General features: G+C 43.9%; 17 protein-coding genes. 9 read left to right on the top strand and 8 right to left on the bottom strand.

What is annotated here, in order from left to right; genetic code table 11:
- Window positions 1-241: 241 nt before the first annotated feature.
- The 6 genes from nirB (at window position 242) to IRQ95_RS13130 (ending at window position 6,943) form a co-directional block, all read left to right on the top strand.
- Window positions 242-2,803, top strand: a complete 2,562-nt coding sequence (nirB, locus tag IRQ95_RS13155; protein WP_194437357.1) for a nitrite reductase large subunit NirB — start codon at window positions 242-244, stop codon at window positions 2,801-2,803.
- A gap of 12 nt (window positions 2,804-2,815) precedes the next feature.
- Window positions 2,816-3,139: a nitrite reductase small subunit NirD gene (nirD, locus tag IRQ95_RS13150; protein WP_194437356.1), complete on the top strand. Its 324-nt coding sequence runs from the start codon at window positions 2,816-2,818 to the stop codon at window positions 3,137-3,139.
- Window positions 3,140-3,258: 119 nt separating this feature from the next.
- Window positions 3,259-4,110, top strand: coding sequence for a formate/nitrite transporter family protein (locus tag IRQ95_RS13145; RefSeq protein WP_194437355.1), 852 nt, complete (start codon window positions 3,259-3,261; stop codon window positions 4,108-4,110).
- Window positions 4,111-4,218: 108 nt separating this feature from the next.
- Complete coding sequence (gene cobA / locus IRQ95_RS13140) at window positions 4,219-4,995, top strand: uroporphyrinogen-III C-methyltransferase (protein ID WP_194437354.1); 777 nt, start codon at window positions 4,219-4,221, stop codon at window positions 4,993-4,995.
- Window positions 4,996-5,210: 215 nt separating this feature from the next.
- Window positions 5,211-6,335: an HD-GYP domain-containing protein gene (locus IRQ95_RS13135; RefSeq protein ID WP_194437353.1), complete on the top strand. Its 1,125-nt coding sequence runs from the start codon at window positions 5,211-5,213 to the stop codon at window positions 6,333-6,335.
- Between the two features lie 125 nt (window positions 6,336-6,460).
- Complete coding sequence (locus tag IRQ95_RS13130) at window positions 6,461-6,943, top strand: LabA-like NYN domain-containing protein (RefSeq protein ID WP_194437352.1); 483 nt, start codon at window positions 6,461-6,463, stop codon at window positions 6,941-6,943.
- A gap of 106 nt (window positions 6,944-7,049) precedes the next feature.
- On the opposite strand, the gene IRQ95_RS13125 is transcribed toward IRQ95_RS13130, so the two are convergent.
- The gene (locus IRQ95_RS13125) at window positions 7,050-7,250 is read right to left on the bottom strand and encodes a DUF2986 domain-containing protein (RefSeq protein WP_194437351.1); all 201 of its coding nucleotides are present in this window, start codon (window positions 7,248-7,250) and stop codon (window positions 7,050-7,052) included.
- 422 nt (window positions 7,251-7,672) lie between these two features.
- Between IRQ95_RS13125 and IRQ95_RS13120 the strand changes: the two genes are divergently transcribed.
- Window positions 7,673-8,029: a DUF3316 domain-containing protein gene (locus IRQ95_RS13120; RefSeq protein ID WP_194437350.1), complete on the top strand. Its 357-nt coding sequence runs from the start codon at window positions 7,673-7,675 to the stop codon at window positions 8,027-8,029.
- A gap of 117 nt (window positions 8,030-8,146) precedes the next feature.
- Here IRQ95_RS13120 and IRQ95_RS13115 read toward each other — a convergent pair whose 3' ends face one another.
- Together IRQ95_RS13115 and IRQ95_RS13110 are read right to left on the bottom strand one after the other, a co-directional pair.
- A complete protein-coding gene (locus IRQ95_RS13115) occupies window positions 8,147-9,625 on the bottom strand; it encodes a peptide MFS transporter (RefSeq protein WP_194437349.1) in 1,479 nt (492 codons plus the stop codon).
- 271 nt (window positions 9,626-9,896) lie between these two features.
- Window positions 9,897-11,273, bottom strand: coding sequence for an L-serine ammonia-lyase (locus IRQ95_RS13110; RefSeq protein WP_194437348.1), 1,377 nt, complete (start codon window positions 11,271-11,273; stop codon window positions 9,897-9,899).
- Window positions 11,274-11,573: 300 nt separating this feature from the next.
- Here IRQ95_RS13110 and IRQ95_RS13105 point away from each other — a divergent pair, with 300 nt between their 5' ends.
- Entirely contained in the window at window positions 11,574-12,401 is an 828-nt protein-coding gene (locus IRQ95_RS13105) for an ElyC/SanA/YdcF family protein (protein ID WP_194437347.1), read from the top strand.
- A gap of 6 nt (window positions 12,402-12,407) precedes the next feature.
- On the opposite strand, the gene IRQ95_RS13100 is transcribed toward IRQ95_RS13105, so the two are convergent.
- The 3 genes from IRQ95_RS13100 to IRQ95_RS13090 form a co-directional block, all read right to left on the bottom strand.
- Window positions 12,408-12,692, bottom strand: coding sequence for a putative hemolysin (locus IRQ95_RS13100; protein WP_228481410.1), 285 nt, complete (start codon window positions 12,690-12,692; stop codon window positions 12,408-12,410).
- 56 nt (window positions 12,693-12,748) lie between these two features.
- Window positions 12,749-13,765: a GGDEF domain-containing protein gene (locus tag IRQ95_RS13095; protein ID WP_194437346.1), complete on the bottom strand. Its 1,017-nt coding sequence runs from the start codon at window positions 13,763-13,765 to the stop codon at window positions 12,749-12,751.
- Between the two features lie 217 nt (window positions 13,766-13,982).
- Window positions 13,983-14,897 carry a chemotaxis protein gene (locus IRQ95_RS13090; protein ID WP_194437345.1) on the bottom strand — a complete coding sequence of 305 codons (915 nt, stop codon included), beginning with the start codon at window positions 14,895-14,897 and terminating at the stop codon, window positions 13,983-13,985.
- A 238-nt stretch (window positions 14,898-15,135) separates the two neighbouring features.
- Here IRQ95_RS13090 and ppiC point away from each other — a divergent pair, with 238 nt between their 5' ends.
- Entirely contained in the window at window positions 15,136-15,414 is a 279-nt protein-coding gene (gene ppiC / locus IRQ95_RS13085) for a peptidylprolyl isomerase PpiC (protein ID WP_005472248.1), read from the top strand.
- Window positions 15,415-15,508: 94 nt separating this feature from the next.
- On the opposite strand, the gene IRQ95_RS13080 is transcribed toward ppiC, so the two are convergent.
- Both IRQ95_RS13080 and IRQ95_RS13075 read right to left on the bottom strand, forming a co-directional pair.
- Window positions 15,509-16,435, bottom strand: a complete 927-nt coding sequence (locus IRQ95_RS13080) for an LpxL/LpxP family Kdo(2)-lipid IV(A) lauroyl/palmitoleoyl acyltransferase (protein WP_194437344.1) — start codon at window positions 16,433-16,435, stop codon at window positions 15,509-15,511.
- Window positions 16,436-16,728: 293 nt separating this feature from the next.
- On the bottom strand, window positions 16,729-17,040 hold the full coding sequence (locus IRQ95_RS13075; RefSeq protein ID WP_194437343.1) for a c-type cytochrome: 312 nt from the start codon (window positions 17,038-17,040) through the stop codon (window positions 16,729-16,731).
- Window positions 17,041-17,234 lie beyond the last annotated feature (194 nt).

The following is a 17,234-nucleotide window of genomic DNA, read 5'->3' as shown; positions in this document are numbered from 1 at the left end:
CGAGATATTTGTTAGGGCGCATTTTGCGCCTTTTTCATAATCTTTCTCCACGGATGGTAAATTAGATACCATTTATGAAATATAATTACCAAATTATCTTAAAATTTCCGTTCAAATACCCCTTAAGTAGTACTTATACCCCTTTGGGGTAGTTTAAATTAGTAATTGATTTACATCATGTATTAATTTTTCTTCATAAATGAAAATCTTGCTCAGATACCAAATAAAACTGGAAAAGATTATGAGCAAGCTCAAGCTAGTGGTCGTCGGTAATGGCATGGTAGGACACCGCTTTATCGAAGATCTCGTTGAGAAAACAGATATCTCAAATGTTGAGGTAACGGTTTTCTGTGAGGAACGGCGTGTCGCCTATGACCGTGTCCACCTTTCTTCTTACTTCTCTCATCACACTGCTCAAGAACTCTCATTGGTCAAAGAGGGCTTCTATGAGAAACATGGCATTCAAGTTCTACTAGGCGAGCGTGCGATCAATATCAGCCGTCAAAATCGCACTGTTTACTCTTCTTCTGGTCGTGAGATTCAATACGACAAGCTTGTTCTTGCGACAGGTTCATACCCTTTTGTACCCGCTATCAAAGGTAATGAAAGCAAGGACTGTTTTGTATACCGCACCATCGAAGATCTTAAAGCCATTGAAGCAACTGCGAAAAAGAGCAAATCAGGTGTCGTCATTGGCGGCGGTCTGCTTGGCTTAGAAGCGGCTGGTGCACTGAAAGCATTGGGCATGGAAACGCATGTCGTTGAGTTCGCGCCAAAACTGATGGCAGAGCAGCTTGATCAAGCGGGTGGTAATCAACTGCGTCAAAAGATTGAGCGTATGGGCGTCAACGTCCACACTAGTAAGAACACGCTAGAGATCACTGCAGATGGCAAAGATGCACGCAATGTGATGCGTTTTGCCGATGGTACTGAGCTTGAGACGGATTTTATTGTTTTCTCGGCGGGTATTCGCCCGCAAGATAAACTCGCTCGCCAGATGGAACTAGAAATCGCGCCTCGTGGCGGTATTGCGATTAACGATCACTGTCAAACGTCCGATCAAGACATTTATGCAATTGGTGAATGTGCATCGTGGAACGGCATGTTTTACGGTTTGGTCGCGCCGGGCTATAAAATGGCGACGGTTGCGGTTGACCATTTGCTAGGCAACAGCGACAGCACTTTTGAAGGTGCGGACATGTCAGCCAAGTTGAAGCTACTGGGTGTGAAGGTGGGTTCAATCGGTGATGCGAATGGTCGTACGCCTGGCTGTAAGAGCTATGTATATCAGAATGAAGAGCAAGAAGTTTACAAGCGACTGATCGTTTCTGAAGATAATAAGAAGTTGCTTGGTGCCGTTATGGTTGGCGATACCGCTGACTATGGTGACTTGCTGCAACTTATGCTCAATGAAATTGACTTACCTGAGCATCCAGATGCGTTGATTCTTCCAGCGCACGCTGGTGCTGAAAAACCTGCACTTGGCGCGGATGCTCTGCCAGAGAGCGCTGTCATTTGTTCATGTTTTGATGTGACTAAAGGCAAAATTGCTCAAGCTGTTGCGGATGGCAATCATACGCTTGCGGACATCAAAGCGGTGACCGGCGCAGGTACGGGTTGTGGTGGTTGTATTCCTCTAGTGACTTCAGTGTTAAATGCCGAACTTGCAAAATCTGGCATTGAAGTGAAAAACGATGTGTGTGAGCACTTTGCTTACTCACGCCAAGAGTTGTTCCATCTGATTCGTATTGAAGAGATTAAAACCTTTGACGAACTATTAGAAAAGTACGGCAAAGGTTATGGTTGTGAAGTTTGTAAGCCATTGGCAGGATCAATCCTTGCTTCTTGCTGGGGTGAACACATCCTTAAGCCGCAATTGGTTAAACTGCACGACACCAACGATAACTTCCTTGGCAATATCCAAAAAGACGGCACTTACTCAGTGATCCCACGTATGGCAGGCGGTGAAGTGACGCCACAAGCGTTGGGCGTACTAGCAAAAGTTGCCGAAGAATACAGTCTATACACCAAAGTGACGGGCGCGCAGCGTATTGGTCTGTTTGGTGCACAAAAAGATGACCTTCCGGAAATCTGGCGCAAGTTGATTGAAGCCGGCTTTGAAACGGGTCAAGCCTATGCAAAAGCACTGCGCATGGCGAAAACCTGTGTAGGTTCAACTTGGTGCCGTTACGGCGTACAAGATTCTGTTGGCTTAGGATCAGATATTGAAAATCGCTACAAAGGTATCCGTACACCGCACAAGATGAAGTTTGGCGTCTCGGGTTGTACTCGTGAGTGTGCGGAAGCACAAGGTAAAGACCTTGGCATTATCGCAACCGATGCAGGCTGGAATATGTACGTATGTGGTAACGGTGGTATGAAACCTCGTCACGCAGACTTATTAGCTAGCGACTTAGATCAAGAGACTCTAATCAAATACATTGACCGTTTCATGATGTTCTACATCCGTACTGCCGCGCCACTACAGCGCACTTCGGTTTGGATGGAAAACATGGAAGGTGGCGTTGACTACCTGCGTGAAGTCATCACAAATGACAAGTTAGGCATCAATGCTCAACTTGAAGCAGATGTGGCGAAATTGGTGGATGACTTCGAATGTGAGTGGACAGCGACCATCAATGAACCATCGCAACTGACTCGTTTTGCTCATTTCATTAACTCAGATAAGCGTGATGATAACGTAATGTTCGTCGCAGAGCGCGAACAGCACCGTCCAGCCACCTTCACGGAAAAACACCCGGAAGTGAAAGGCGACATTCTTCATGTAGCAGTTGCAGATTAAGGTAGGTCAATTATGTCATTTGAAAAAATCTGTCATATCAGCGATATCGTTCCGGGAACAGGCGTGTGTGCGCTAGTGGAAGGTCAGCAAGTTGCGGTTTTTCGTCCAACCGAAGCGGAAGAAGTGTTTGCAATTAGTAACACCGATCCGTTCTTCCAATCAAATGTGTTGTCACGCGGATTGATTTGTCAGCACCAAGGCGAACTTTGGGTAGCAAGTCCTCTTAAGAAGCAGCGCTTCAACCTAGTAACGGGACAATGTATGGAAGATGAGCGTTTTAGTGTCAAAGCTTACCAAGCTCGTGTGATGGGCGGTGAAGTGGAAATCACAGCTTAGTCAAATCAGTTAACAAAGATTCAATAGCTTAAAGGCTTCCTACCCTTGGCGGGGGACACAGGACGAGAGTAGGGAGCCTTTCACTATTCAATTTTAATTTAACTTTTTGGAGAGACATGATGTCTTACTTAAAACCAGCTGAATTTGTCCAAACTATGATAGCGACGGGCGAAACTAAGGTCCGAACCTCGACCCGAGACTTGATTCTGCGTGGCACGATGGCAGGGATCATTTTGTCATTAGCGGTCGTGGTAGCGATTACAACCATCACCCAAACCGGTATTGGTATTGTTGGTGCATTGGTCTTCCCAGTGGGCTTTTGTATCCTAAGCCTAATGGGTTATGACTTAGTAACGGGTGTATTTGGCCTTGCCCCTTTAGCTAAGTTCGATGATCGCCCTGGCATCACTTGGGGACGTGTTCTTCGCTGTTGGGGACTCGTTGGCTTAGGTAACCTAATTGGTTCCTTGATAGTGGCTTTTTTGATCGCTCTTTCTTTGACCATGAACTTTAGCGCAGAGCCTAACGCAGTTGGCCAAACGTTTATTAAAGTTTCAACGGCACGTACCGTGGGTTTTGAAAACCTAGGCATGGACGGTTGGATCACCTGCTTTGTGCGCGGCATTCTATGTAACCTGATGGTTTGTTTAGGCGTGATCGGTAACATGACCGCGCGCACTGTAGCGGGCAAAATTGCCGCAATGTGGTTGCCAATCTTTATCTTCTTCGCACTCGTATTCGAACACGCTGTAGTTAACATGTTCCTATTTCCACTTGGCATGATGTTAGGTGCTGACTTTGGTATCGCAACTTGGCTGAACTACAATCTAATCCCAACGATCTTAGGTAACATTGTTGGTGGTTTGCTATTTACTTGTGTCCCGCTATATCTAACTCACGCTAAAACCGCAAAAGGTCTAGAAGTTGAAGCTGACGCAGAATTCAACACTGAGCCTGCGCTAAGCAAATAATCCTAAGCCGCCCCGCTGTAGTGCGGGGCAGTTTGGCTATAACAAGTTCTTATTTAACCGTTTTAAGTGGCACTTTTTATAACCAAATTTTTCGAGATAGGTATCGCAATGACGACCACTTTAATTTCTACTCAAGCATCGCTCGCTCAAGGTTTTGTATCTCTAGTAGGCGCAGGTCCTGGTGATCCTGACTTGTTAACCGTTAAAGGTTACCGCGTGATCCAGCAAGCGCAGGTCGTGGTGTATGACCGTCTGGTATCACCAGAAATTCTCGCACTAGCGAATGAGAAGGCTGAGATGATTTATGTGGGCAAAAAATTGGATTATCACTGCGTGCCACAAGATCAAATTAATCAAATTTTGGTCGACAAAGCTTTAGAAGGTAAGCGTGTCGTTCGCCTTAAAGGAGGCGACTCATTTATCTTTGGTCGCGGTGGCGAAGAGCTTGAAACGCTTGCCGAGCAAGGTGTTCGCTTTGAGGTGGTACCGGGCATCACCGCTGCAGCAGGGGCGACAGCGTATGCGGGTATCCCATTGACACATCGAGACCACGCCCAAGCGGTGCAATTTATTACTGGGCATGTGCAAAAAGATGGTAAAGAAATTGATTGGCAGGCGGCAGCCCAGTCGAATTCAACCTTGGTTTTCTACATGGGTCTAAAGCAAAGTGGTTACATTGCCGATAAATTAATTACTCACGGTATAGCCGAAGATATGCCTTGCGCGATAATCGAGAATGGCACTCGTCGTGAACAGCGTGTTTTTCGTGGTAATTTAGCGCAACTGCCTAATCTAGCGAAACAAGCACAAAGTCCTGCTTTAATTGTGGTGGGTAGTGTGACTTCCCTGCATGAAAAATTGGATTGGTTTAATATCAAGCACTAATCAAGCGACTGCGCTATTTGATAGTGATCACGAGATGAACGAATTTTCACCATTTCTGCTGGCTGAAACCAGCGGTTGTTTTGTATGTTTGAAAGATAAGATATATCGGTATGTGCGACATTCGTAAGAAGGATTGAGACCTCCGCTCAGAGGTATTTCTGCGAATGTTGATTCTTTGCTCAATGTGCTTAGTGAGCTAAGTGCAGGGGAATAAGATGAACAATCACTATTTTCAAACCGCAAAACCGCTTAATCAGCAGTTACAGCAGTTAATGCACCGTATGCATGCCCACGCGCCGAAAATCGCGAGAGTCTCGTACGCTAAATATAATCGAGAAAAAGACACTCTAGTGACTTATGCTGACAGTGAGTTTCAGCTTTGGAGTGAATTACATCATGAAAAGCGATTGAGTAAACTTGATCATCTAAAGCGTTCGGCGGCTATGGGTGTTCCGCGTATCATTGATGATTTAGCTTATTTGACTCACTGTGACCGCTTGGCATTTTTGCGGCACAAAGGTTACCGCTCTTCGGCGGCGATTCCCTGTTTTCAAAACCATCGTTTCAGTGGCTTTGTGTTCTTAAATGCCTATGAGCCAAATGTGTTTGATAGCAAATCGTTACTCTCGCTCGCTCCATACATAGAAATGCTGCAGTTCGCAGTTGAATCACATAGCCAGGTGGTTAACACCATTGTTGAGTTCGCTGATCGGCTAAGAACGGGTAGCACGGTCTATTGCCGTGATTCGTACTACCATGGTCGACGCATGCGTGCTTACACTAAGCTGATCGCTGAGTACGTTGCGGATCATCGTCACTTGGATGATGAGCAGGTAGATGCAATTGCTGCTTTTTCTCAAATCCACGACATAGGCAAAACTCTGTTACCCGACACATTAATTTGTGACACAAATCGCTTTGAACCTCAGCAGCTGATGTCTGCTCGCTCGCATATCGATAATGGCATCAAGTTGATGGATGAAATTGTTTCGTCAGTCGGTAATCCAAATCACCCAAGTATTACGTTGCTCAATCAAATTATGCGATTCCAGTATGAGTATCTGGATGGTAGCGGTTACCCCTATGGTTTCAGTCAAGAAGAAGTGCCTTTGGCCGCACGTATTGTGACGGTTGCCAATATTTTTGATTCAATGACAACGCACAGAAGTTATAAACAAGCGTGCTCAGTCACCGCCGCCTTGCTTGAACTCGAGAAAATGGTCCAGCAAGGTAAATTGGATGCACTTTGCGTTGATGCGTTGCGGCTTAAACAAGAATATCTTAAGCAAATTATTCATAAATACCCAGAGCCAGAACAGTGGGGTAGGGATGCGAGTTAGTTATCGATAGAATCAAGTGAGGCAGTCATAATGATTGCCTCACTTGCCTTGCTTGGGTAGAGAGCCGTGCGTGACGTAGATAAGACTGTTAAAATAACGTCGAATTGAATCAGAGAATACTACCCATGGAAAAAGTGGCGATTTTCGTCGATGTACAAAACATCTACTACACAACTAAACAACGCTATCAAGCGAACTTTGATTACAATAAATTTTGGGCTCAAGTAAGCCAAGAATTTGATATTGTAAGTGCAAACGCGTATGCAATTGCATCGCAAGACCCAAAACAGCGTCAGTTTCACCATATTTTGCGTGGTATTGGTTTTAAGGTTTGTCTAAAGCCGCTAATCCAGCGTATGGACGGCAGTGCTAAAGGCGATTGGGATGTAGGTATTGCATTAGATGTTTATGAAGCTGCCTCTGATGTTGACCGTGTGATCCTATTGTCAGGCGATGGCGATTTTGAAATGCTGGTGGAAAGGGTGCAACAACGTTTTAATACTAGAGTTAATGTTTACTCAGTACCAGATTTGACCGCGCAAAGTTTGGTTGATGTCTGTGATAACTATATCGCCATTGATGAAAGGCTACTCTTGAAGAGATCGTGACCATGCGGAGGTCGCTGGAGAGAATCAAGAGTTAGATAGTTTCTAATTAGCTTACCAACTGGTATTCATACAGCCTCTGCGCACATGCGAGAGGCTGAACGATGAATTAAGCGTTGTCTTGTGCTGGCTGCTCGGTGATTTCTGTTTCTTGAGCGTCAATAATCACGTTATCTTGTTGCGCCTCAGCTTCCATTTTAGCGCGCTCAGCCTTCGAGATATAGCGAGGCTTATTGCTGTTATGCAGTTTCGCATTCGCCTTCTTTTGTTTTGATTTCAAAATTTGGTTAATACGCTTTTTACGGTTCATGCTAGCACCCTTGATTTAGTTGGGCGCGAATCATAGCAGGAATTAATCACAAATGCATGAGTTGTGAAAATGACGCGAAATTTACCCAGTCCATCCTTTTTCTTGCAGAAATCTTCATCTTTTTTTAAGAAGAATTTAGTTCATCGATATAACAATCCGCTCTAAACAGAATGCTGACAGGATTAAGATTGTTTTCTTCGCGAATAAAATTAACCGTTATAAATCATCTTGTTTAGGTGATAAGCAGAATTTAGACCAAGCTTTGTTAATCAAATCGATACAGATGGAAAATGGGTGATGGTCAAAAAAATTGTTCAACACGTGCAATTTATTCAAAACCAATTGGGTCTTCTCTAACGTACTATTTAGGTATTCGGGCAGCAGTGAGGGAGTCCGAACTTTGGTAAGTAAAGGAGATAATTATGATTAAATTAGCCAGTGTAGCAAGTGTTCTTTTATTCAGTTCTGTAGCAATGGCCGGCACAAGTGGTTCATACTCTACGGTAATGCAATCAAGTACAATGTCAGGGAACGCATACGATTCGAAAGCTGCAGCGCTAGAATCAGGACGAATGATGATAGTGGATGTCAATCGTATGGGATCTTTAGAGTTAAGCAGAAATGTTTCTTGGAATAGTAACGACTTGGTCGACGTAAATTCGTTCGAGATCCTTAACTCACAAGTTCAGATTGAAGAAATCGTGACCAGCGAAGGGGCAATTGCTTATCAACCAGTGATTAGTCTAAGTTACGAATACCGCGCAAGAGAGCGTGATTAATTCTGTTTTCGCTAGCACCGAACAGAATGAGATAAATTCTAATAAGGTTTTGTGAACATTTTCACCCTTATGCAAAAAGCCCCAGACATTGTGCTGGGGCTTTCTATTATTTTGTGCCTATGCTGTTGCGTCAGCTTCTACCAATTCTGGTTCATGGCGCTGTGCACTTTCTAACATCTTACGAATAATAAACGAAGATACAAATGCAATTGCCACCATCACTACTGCAAGAATTGTCAGCATTTGGAAGTAGTCACCATAAACGGTTTGAACAACTTCTTGGGTAATTGCTTGACCTTTTTCAAGGGCAATCGATGTTGAGAACACCGCACCAATAATGCCACTTAGCGCCATCGCGATGTAGAACAGAGATACTGAGAAGTTCTCAATGTGCTTTGGAGCGACTGACAAGATAAATGCAACCACCAAGCTACCGACAATAACTTCCGCAAACGCTTGGAAGAAATGGATCACGAAGAAGGTCTCTGGACGAATAATGACGTCTGTACCTACATTCATTACCGCCATGGTCAGAATACCAAATGCAATGGCAGTAAAGATAAACGCAATACCAATCTTACTCGCGGTAGACAATGTAATACCGCGCTTCTCAAGTTTAGAGAATGTGTAGGAAATGACTGGGCCGGCAAGAATACACCATAATGGGTTCATCGCCATTGATGCTTCTGGAGCAATTGGAATGAATCCAAAGAGATCGCCGCGCATGGTGTTGATCGTTACCATTGTCATTGATGTCATCATTTGACCGTAGTAAACGAAGAAACAGGTCGTGAGCACGGTCATGATAAGGATAGTACCCATCTTAAGTGCTGCAGATTTACCTGACTTAAACATCAAAGAGATGAAGTACAGGATTGCCGCTCCGCCAATCGCATAAACGATGTTTTGACCAATATCCATGTTTGAGAACATGAAGAATACTAAGCCAACCATGCCTGCAGATAGCGCGATAAATGCTACCCAGTTTGCAATGCCAACCGGTTTTTGATCGATATTTGCAGCGACACCGACCAATGGTTTTCTAAAGATGATTAGCGTAACCAAGGCCAAAGTTGCCATTACTGCAGATAGAGTAAAGCTACCGTGGAAGCCAATCACAAGTACGAACATAGGGAATAGGTATTGACCTAACAGTGCACCGATGTTGTTCACTGAGTAGTTCACCGGATAGCCATTCTCAAAATCTTCTTGAGAAGCAAAAGTACGTTTGTACAGGCTAGGGTATGATGGCGACATGAGGCCACGTCCATAACTTGCTAGTGCAATACCCACTAAGCTCATTGGAACATTCGTTGCCGATGAACCTAGGATTAGCAGCAGATAACCAATAGCGAAAGTTAAATACGCAATAGTGAGCGAACGATATGCGCCTAAAAATTTATCGGCAATAAAGCCACCCGCAATCGCGAATAGTGGACCGATTGAGGAGAATGCACCTACAACCATCATAGTATCCGCTTCACTATAACCTAGATCTTCTAGGAAGAAGCGAGTCAAGATCACCATGACACCGTAGAAAGACAAGCCAAACATCATTTGGCAGAACATCATCGACTTGTTTAGCCTATTCCACATAACTTTCTCTTGTGATTTAGTTCAAATAAATGGGAAGGCGGACGATTATGTCAGAAAATCATTTTGATGCACGAAATTTCCCCACTATTTAGTAGGATTTTATCCTGAATTTACTAGCAAACGTTTGCGGGCTGGGTTTTTATATTAAATGAAGTTCATTGCTCAGTGGCAGTTAGGAGGAAGTGGCATCAGCAATGGATGGTGAATAGGGTGAAATCACCGAAGCACTCAGAAAAAGTGGCTTCGGCAATTGATTTGATAAAGGTAATGTTTACTCGCACGGAGGCGCAAGGTGAATCAATGCCAAGCCTCCGAGGGATGTCTCACGGTATTTACGATTCATGTCTTTACCCGTGATATACATGGTTTCGATAACTTTATCTAAGGAAATTAGAGTTTTACTGGTGCGTTTGAGTGCCATGCGTGAAGCGTTGATTGCCTTCATTGCCCCCATTGCATTGCGTTCTATACACGGGACTTGAACAAGCCCCCCGATTGGGTCGCAGGTCATACCGAGCGAATGTTCCATCGCAATTTCTGCAGCGATACAGATCTGTTCGTTACTGCCACCTCTTAACGAGGTAAGCCCTGCCGCCGCCATGGAGGATGAAACGCCAATTTCCCCCTGACAGCCCACTTCGGCACCGGAAATCGAGGCATTGGTTTTGTACAAAATACCAATAGCACCAGCAACGGCGAGAAAGTCTTTCAGCTGTTTGGTGTCTAACGGGCGAATAAACTTATGGTAGTACATTAAGACGGCGGGAATAACGCCAGCTGCGCCGTTTGTGGGCGAGGTTACAACCTGTCCACCCGCGGCATTTTCTTCGCTAACAGCGAATGCAAACAAGTTTACCCAGTCCATTACCGCCATCGGGTCAGTTTCAAATTCTTGGTTTGACTCAAGTTTTTTCTGTAGGTTAGGGGCGCGTCTTGTCACGTTCAAACCGCCTTCCAGAATGCCTTCTGTATCGAAGCCTCGTTGCATACACAGCTGCATCACTTTCCAAATTTGATCAGCGCGGCGTTCGATATCATTCATTGGTTGAAAGCAAACTTCATTGCGTAGAACTAACGCTGCTAGGCTTAAGCCGTTTTCTTCCGCATCATTCAAGAGCTGCTCGGCACTCTCAAAAGGAAATGGGACGGCAATGTTTTGTTCATCACAACCTTCCAGCATCTGTTTTTCAGTCGCAATAAAACCACCACCGATGGAATAGTAGGTTTGCTTGTAAATCGCCTTTTGATCGCCATCGAATGCAATGATAGTCATGCCATTCTCATGCAGCGGTAGGTTATTGGTATGAAAAAGAATATCTTTATCATAGTCAAAACTGATCGAGTGTTGCTCAGTAAGGGTAAGTGAGCCTTGGTCTAGTGCGGTTTGTAGCGCTTTCTTGGCACTGCTGACTTTAATCGTATCGGGACGATTGCCAAGTAAACCTAGTATCACTGCTCGGTCAGTGTGATGGCCTATGCCAGTTAGAGACAAAGAGCCATATAGATTGACTTCTAGGCGAGCAACTTGAGTGATAAGTTGCTTGTTAATCAATGATTGAGATAAATCATACCCAGCCAGCATTGGGCCATTGGTATGAGAGCTGGAAGGTCCAACGCCTATCTTAAATATATCGAATATCGACAACATCACGGTATCCTTGTGTAATATATACCCAAGTAACCTCAAGGTGCTTGGTTCAGCAAGAATGCCTTGGTTGGCAGACAAGGCAACTCGCCCTTCGGGAGCGTGTTATTCCTACGACTTCGGCGTCAAACGACTTGGAAATAGTACACTATTTCACCGCGGCGTTTTCCTTGAACTCAAATCAATAACAACGCTCTGAATCCTGCATCTTGAAGTCACTTGGGTATATAACTTAACTATAGCTATTGAAGGACAAATAGGGCAGTGGCAATTCAGTTATTGAGCAATTCAACAAAAGAGAATGTGAGCGAAGTCTTTTTAGTGCTTGGAAAGCGTTTGGTTGACGGTCAACTGACGCTCGAAGGCCGCTCAAGAGTAGTGGAATTGGCCGAGATGCTTGCCGAGACGAATGTCAGTCGACTTGCTATCGTATTTTGTGGCGGAAAGCAGGGCGCGATGGCAATGTCTGAAGGCGACGCTATGCGCAATTTTTTCTACCAGCACTTTCCAGAACTGGCTCAGAAAATAAGTCACGAGAGAGTGTTAGTAGAAGATCAGTCGACAACAACGGTCGAGAACTTGCTCAACGCCTTGAATAAACTCATGGATAGCCAATTCTGTCTAGCGGGCGATTATCTCCAATTACGGCTTGTTTCGAATGACTACCATATCGAGCGTGTCGTTGAAATAGAGAAAATCTTGCCTGAGCAGGGATTGATTGGGCAATGTTTACGTGCAGGAAAAAGGGCAGGACTTGCGTTAACGATCCCTTTGGATATTAATCAACACCTAATTGCCCCTTATCCCTATAACACAGAGGAAAGCGATGCGTTTTTATTGCTCGATCAGCTAACGAGTTATCGTGTCTATTTGGAAGGCGTAGTCAATTCCGCTTATCAACGCGCTATATTTATTGTTCGTGAAGACCCAGAATACATTGCGAATAGGGCATTGCGAAAGCTAGGGCAGTTAACGGTAATGTCACCGCATGATGCGTTGATCATGCGGTTGGCCGAACTTATTGAATTGACGCCATCTACAGCAGAAATTGGCGTTGTGAAACGTTTGTCGAAAGAGTTTGGTCAGATCCTCGTTGACCTAAAGCAGCAACTTGATCCGGAGTCTCATTAACGTTTGCTATTTAGAGGCAGTATCGCTTTGTTGGTGATTTTTACGATAGTAGTCCCACTGTTCTGTTCGAGTACCATCGGGCAAAACACAGTAAGTGACCCTTTGCGCATTTTCAGAAACAGTATCTAATTTGCCGTCTTGTTGCACGCAATAAACAGCTGCGGGGTTTGACGCCATTTGGTATTCGGTTTTTTGATATCTTGACGTTTCTGATGTGCAGCCAATTAGAGTGGTAAACACGCCCGCGACAATCAGCATTGAAAGGGCAGGCGAAACTTGAATATTATCCATAATTTATCTCCAGCAATGCTTAAGGCTAAAGAATAGACGACTTTTCATCAAGTTGCCTAAATTGGCATCACTCGATTACGGCCAAGCTGCTTGGCTTCGTACAATAACTTATCGGCGCGCTCAATTAATGATTCAACCGTGTCATTCTGTTGAAATTCGGTGACCCCAAATGAGGCGGTAATATTGCCTACTTGTTTACCATTGCGGCGATCTTTTATCGAAAGCTTTTCTACCGCTCGGCGCAAACTATCGGCGAACTGTCTTACGACTCTGATGTTTCGATTCGGTACAACGATAGCAAACTCTTCACCACCAAAGCGATACGCAGTTGCCCCATCACGACAACTTGTTTGCAGCCGTCTTGAAAGACCGCGAATGACCGCGTCACCAAATAAATGACCGTATTTGTCATTGTAGTTCTTGAAGTGGTCGATATCGGCTAAGATCAGGCAGAAGTGCTGCTCGCTCTGACACAGAATCTTGATATCATTATCGAATGAACGTCTGTTATACAAGCCAGACATACTGTCAAATAGAGCATCTTTCTGTACTTCAGCAAGCTGAGTTTTCAAACGATGGATTTCTTCACTTGCGGTTGAAAGTTGGTGGGTTAGAAAACCGGTTGAATGACGGATTCCTTTTGATTCGGCGACAAGCTGGCGGATGATCACCATCACTTCATCAAGCGACATACTCTCATTTTCGACTCGCTCGAGGTTGTCGAAACTCTTATCAATCATTGCTGAAAACTGAGACGTATCACTAAGAGTGTCACTCATTGAAGTGGCGAGCTCTCCCAACAATATCTCAATATTGGCTCTAAGATCGCTGAGCCTTATCTCTGCTTTAGGAGCGATATGCTTACTGTAGAGTTTCTCCCCTTCACTCGGCGGACATATACCAAAATTATCGACAATATTTTCTAGCTCGGAGTTGAGCTGCGGGGATGTATTGTCAACATAGGTGTACCAAAGCGCATAGTTAGCAGGAGTGGCGGCAACATGATTTTTCATCATTAGCGGAACCGCTTTCTTTAAGTTAGCGGTAGACTTTTTAAATACGTCTTCTGTCATTTTATTATGTAAACCAAATTAGTACGGCATGAGAGTTTTGACTAGTAAGTAAGAGGAACTATCAAACTCTCGTTACAGCGAAGCCAAAAAAGATCGACTATTGATTAACATTAAACAATCCTAAATACGAGGTACAGGAGCATTGCTTTGTACATCAGATATTTGTGAACTAAGCCCATAACCCATTGGCAAATAGGAATAAATTACATCTATTTAATTAAGCGATGCTTTTTTGTTTGGCAATGATATCAGCCCCTCTCAACATCGCGTTGATGAGATCGCCAGCATTAAATTTTTCTAGAGCTTCATGTGCGCCAACTTGTTGGGCGCGGTTAACGCAAATTTCACTGGAAAGCGAAGTATGCAAAATAATGTAGGCGCTACGTAATTCAGGATCACTCTGGGTTTCAAACGCCAATTCGTAGCCATCTAAACCGGGCATTTCAATGTCGCTGACGAGTAAATCTATCGCTCTACCATGACTAACCGCATCACGCATGCAGGAGAGAGCTTCCGCACCGTTAGTGCATATTTGGTATGGAATATTGATGCTATCTAATGCATCAGACAGTTGTCGACGCGCGATGCTAGAGTCATCAACGAGTAAGATATTCAGTGCTTTGAGACGTTCGCGTTGAATGTCAGTCAGAATCGGAATACGTGCAGATTCAGATAATGGGTAGATTTTTGAAAGCAGTAATTCAACATCCAGCATTTGTACGATTTGTTCTTCATAGCGGGTAATGCCTGTGATGAAAACATTACTTCCCGCAGTTGAAGGCGATGGTTCGATATTGCGCCAATCGCAATCAATGATTTTCTCAATGCTTCGTACCATAAATGCCACAACTGTGCGCAAGCAGTCGGTTACGATTAAAAAACAAGATTGGTATTCTTCTGGCTGGATAGGACGAAAACCGATTGCTGCAGGCATATCGATGACAGGGACGTTAAGCTCTCGAATAGTCACAGTGCCTACAACATGGTGATGTGAGTAGGGAATTTGCGTGGTTGGTAAGAAAGGAACAATTTCACGCACTTTGAGCGTACCGATAGCAAACATCTGCTGGTTTGAAGTTAAGGTAAACATCAACATGCCTTGCGATTGATTCGCTTTACTTTTTACCGCCATTACCACATCCATATACTGAGAACTGCTCTGATTAACCACATAAAATAAACCAAAGTTTACCTGAGTTGTGATTATTTAGTTTATTTATATTAGGGTAAATCAGTAAGTTTTCGTTGAAACAGATCAGAGATTGGCCGTTGAAGTGCCCCTCAATACAGGAATGATGAAAAGGTTTGATGAAGATCTCATAAATCTTAGATACAATCTGAAGATTAGTTAGGTTACTCAAAAGACTATCATGGCAAATACAGCAGCGGCTTTACATATATTGGTAAAGCATAAAGAACAAGCTGAAGATATTATCAAACAGCTTAAAAAGGGCGCAAAATTCCAAACACTTGCGAAGAAGTACTCGACATGCCCATCTGGTAAAAAGGGTGGTGATTTAGGCGAGTTTCGTCGAGGCCAAATGGTACCTCAGTTCGACAAAGTGTGCTTTAGTGGTGAAACACTCGTACCGCATTTAGTTAAAACTAAATTTGGCTGGCACGTGGTAAAGGTTCTTTACAGAACCTGAGTTTAACTTTCTGAATTTAATAAAAAAGGTCAAGCATTGCTTGACCTTTTTTATCGCTATGAATGTAGTTCAGTAAGACTGATGTTGACTGATACTAAACATTATACAAACAAGCTTCGCCTTCTGGGCGAGTCTTAAAGCGACGATGTAACCACATATATTGACTTGGTGCTGCCATAATCGAGTTTTCGACGGCTTTGTTGGTGTACGCCGCTGCTTGAATCTCACAGTTTGTCGGATATTCTTCAAGGCTTGGGTGAATCGTCAAGATGTAGTGATCATTGCTATCACGTACCATAGTAAACGGTACAATGGCACAATCAGCCGCGTTCACCAGAAGACTAGTACCTGTTGTTGTGCACGCTTGTTCAACCGCAAATAATGGGGCAAAAGTTGAACGACGACGTCCGTAGTCATGGTCGGGTGCATACCAAACACGCTCACCATTTTGTAGAGCATGAATCATGCTTTTTACGTCTTTTCGGTCGATTAACGTGCGGTTTGAGCGTGAACGGCCTTGGTACTGAAAATAATCAAAACATGGATTATTGTTAGGGCGGTATACACCCATACCTGACTTCTTGATACCAAATGCGCGCGCGCCAAGTTCGAGGTTCATTGAATGTACTGCGAGCATCAATGCGCCTTTACCTTCTCTCTCTAGAGCTTCTAAACGCTCCATGCCAACAATAGTCACGTGTTTACTAACGCGGCTGTCTGGCCAAAACCAAGCCATAGCGGTTTCAAAAAGCGCGATACCTGTGTTCTCAATATTTTCGGCAATGAGTTGCTGTTTTTCTGCCTCACTCATTTCTGGGAAGCAGAGCTCTAAGTTGCGTCGGATAGTATTAGAGCGTTTTTGCATCCGTCCTAGTGCGAATCGGCCGATGGCCTTTCCGAGCTTTAACTGGGCCTTAAACGGTAGCAAACTTAATGAGTACATTAAAGCGATGAGCAATAAAGTACCCCAGTAGTTTGGAAGAAGGAATTGCCATTTAAAAACAGGAGCGCTGTATTTCATTCGTTGTAAAAATAGGTTAAAAGGGCGCGCAGTCTATATCGAAGTTGTGGCAAGAACAAATTAAAAAATGGATGCTGCTCGCAATATGTTTGATATTGATGATTTTACTATGTTTTTTGCGATTTAAAACCTCGGCTCGAATGAGATAAATGTAAATCTTGTGTGTGGAAATTATACATTTGCATCGTGAATGTTGTTATGAGTTTTGCGTTGTTTAGAGGGCTGTTTGCGTTGAACGGCACACCGAAACAAGCTTGAAGAGTTCAAGCTTGTTTTCACATAACATAATCAGATTACTGCTGTTGTGCGTAGAAGGCTGCGATATCTTTTAAATCTTGGTCATTAAGCTGGCGTAGCTGCGCTGCCATCATTTGAGCCATGGATGTTGTACGTTTACCTTGTTGATAGTCAAGCATCGACTGGTAAAGGTATTGAGCGTTTTGTCCATTTAGATTTGGATAGCTTGGATTAGCAGCCTTACCGGTTGGGCCGTGGCAAAAGACGCAGCTTGGTGATTTGACTTTTCCGAGTTCGGCATCGCCGAAAGGTTCCGCTTGAGTAACACTAGAAATGGAGAGTAAAGCCAGCAGATAGATTTTGCGCATAAAATGTCGTATGAAACTATGATTTAACTGGCGCAAATAATAAAGCTTCCCCTTGGGGGAAGCTCAGACTGCTGACAAAGGTCTAGCTTTCGAGCTAGACCTTTGATCTAATAGGGGTATCGAAATATGGATACTCCGATATGCTTCAAGAACCGACTCCGCAACAATACGAACTGGAAATGGTAACGATGGAA

The organism is Vibrio fluminensis (genome assembly GCF_015278125.1).
GTDB classification, from domain to species: domain Bacteria; phylum Pseudomonadota; class Gammaproteobacteria; order Enterobacterales; family Vibrionaceae; genus Vibrio; species Vibrio fluminensis.
Note: the sequence above shows the minus strand (reverse complement) of the source record. Positions and strands in the feature narration are given on the sequence as shown.

Bases quoted from the DNA above. Each gene is read 5' to 3' on its own strand.
- nirD (WP_194437356.1), top strand. From the start codon at position 2,816: ATGTCATTTGAAAAAATCTGTCATATCAGCGATATCGTTCCGGGAACA.
- ppiC (WP_005472248.1), top strand. From the start codon at position 15,136: ATGGCAAATACAGCAGCGGCTTTACATATATTGGTAAAGCATAAAGAA.
- IRQ95_RS13090 (WP_194437345.1), bottom strand. From the start codon at position 14,897: ATGGCGGTAAAAAGTAAAGCGAATCAATCGCAAGGCATGTTGATGTTT.
- IRQ95_RS13080 (WP_194437344.1), bottom strand. From the start codon at position 16,435: ATGAAATACAGCGCTCCTGTTTTTAAATGGCAATTCCTTCTTCCAAAC.
- IRQ95_RS13135 (WP_194437353.1), top strand. From the start codon at position 5,211: ATGAACAATCACTATTTTCAAACCGCAAAACCGCTTAATCAGCAGTTA.
- IRQ95_RS13125 (WP_194437351.1), bottom strand. From the start codon at position 7,250: ATGAACCGTAAAAAGCGTATTAACCAAATTTTGAAATCAAAACAAAAG.
- IRQ95_RS13095 (WP_194437346.1), bottom strand. From the start codon at position 13,765: ATGACAGAAGACGTATTTAAAAAGTCTACCGCTAACTTAAAGAAAGCG.
- IRQ95_RS13110 (WP_194437348.1), bottom strand. From the start codon at position 11,273: ATGTTGTCGATATTCGATATATTTAAGATAGGCGTTGGACCTTCCAGC.
- IRQ95_RS13120 (WP_194437350.1), top strand. From the start codon at position 7,673: ATGATTAAATTAGCCAGTGTAGCAAGTGTTCTTTTATTCAGTTCTGTA.
- nirB (WP_194437357.1), top strand. From the start codon at position 242: ATGAGCAAGCTCAAGCTAGTGGTCGTCGGTAATGGCATGGTAGGACAC.
- IRQ95_RS13075 (WP_194437343.1), bottom strand. From the start codon at position 17,040: ATGCGCAAAATCTATCTGCTGGCTTTACTCTCCATTTCTAGTGTTACT.
- IRQ95_RS13100 (WP_228481410.1), bottom strand. From the start codon at position 12,692: ATGGATAATATTCAAGTTTCGCCTGCCCTTTCAATGCTGATTGTCGCG.
- IRQ95_RS13145 (WP_194437355.1), top strand. From the start codon at position 3,259: ATGTCTTACTTAAAACCAGCTGAATTTGTCCAAACTATGATAGCGACG.
- IRQ95_RS13115 (WP_194437349.1), bottom strand. From the start codon at position 9,625: ATGTGGAATAGGCTAAACAAGTCGATGATGTTCTGCCAAATGATGTTT.
- cobA (WP_194437354.1), top strand. From the start codon at position 4,219: ATGACGACCACTTTAATTTCTACTCAAGCATCGCTCGCTCAAGGTTTT.
- IRQ95_RS13130 (WP_194437352.1), top strand. From the start codon at position 6,461: ATGGAAAAAGTGGCGATTTTCGTCGATGTACAAAACATCTACTACACA.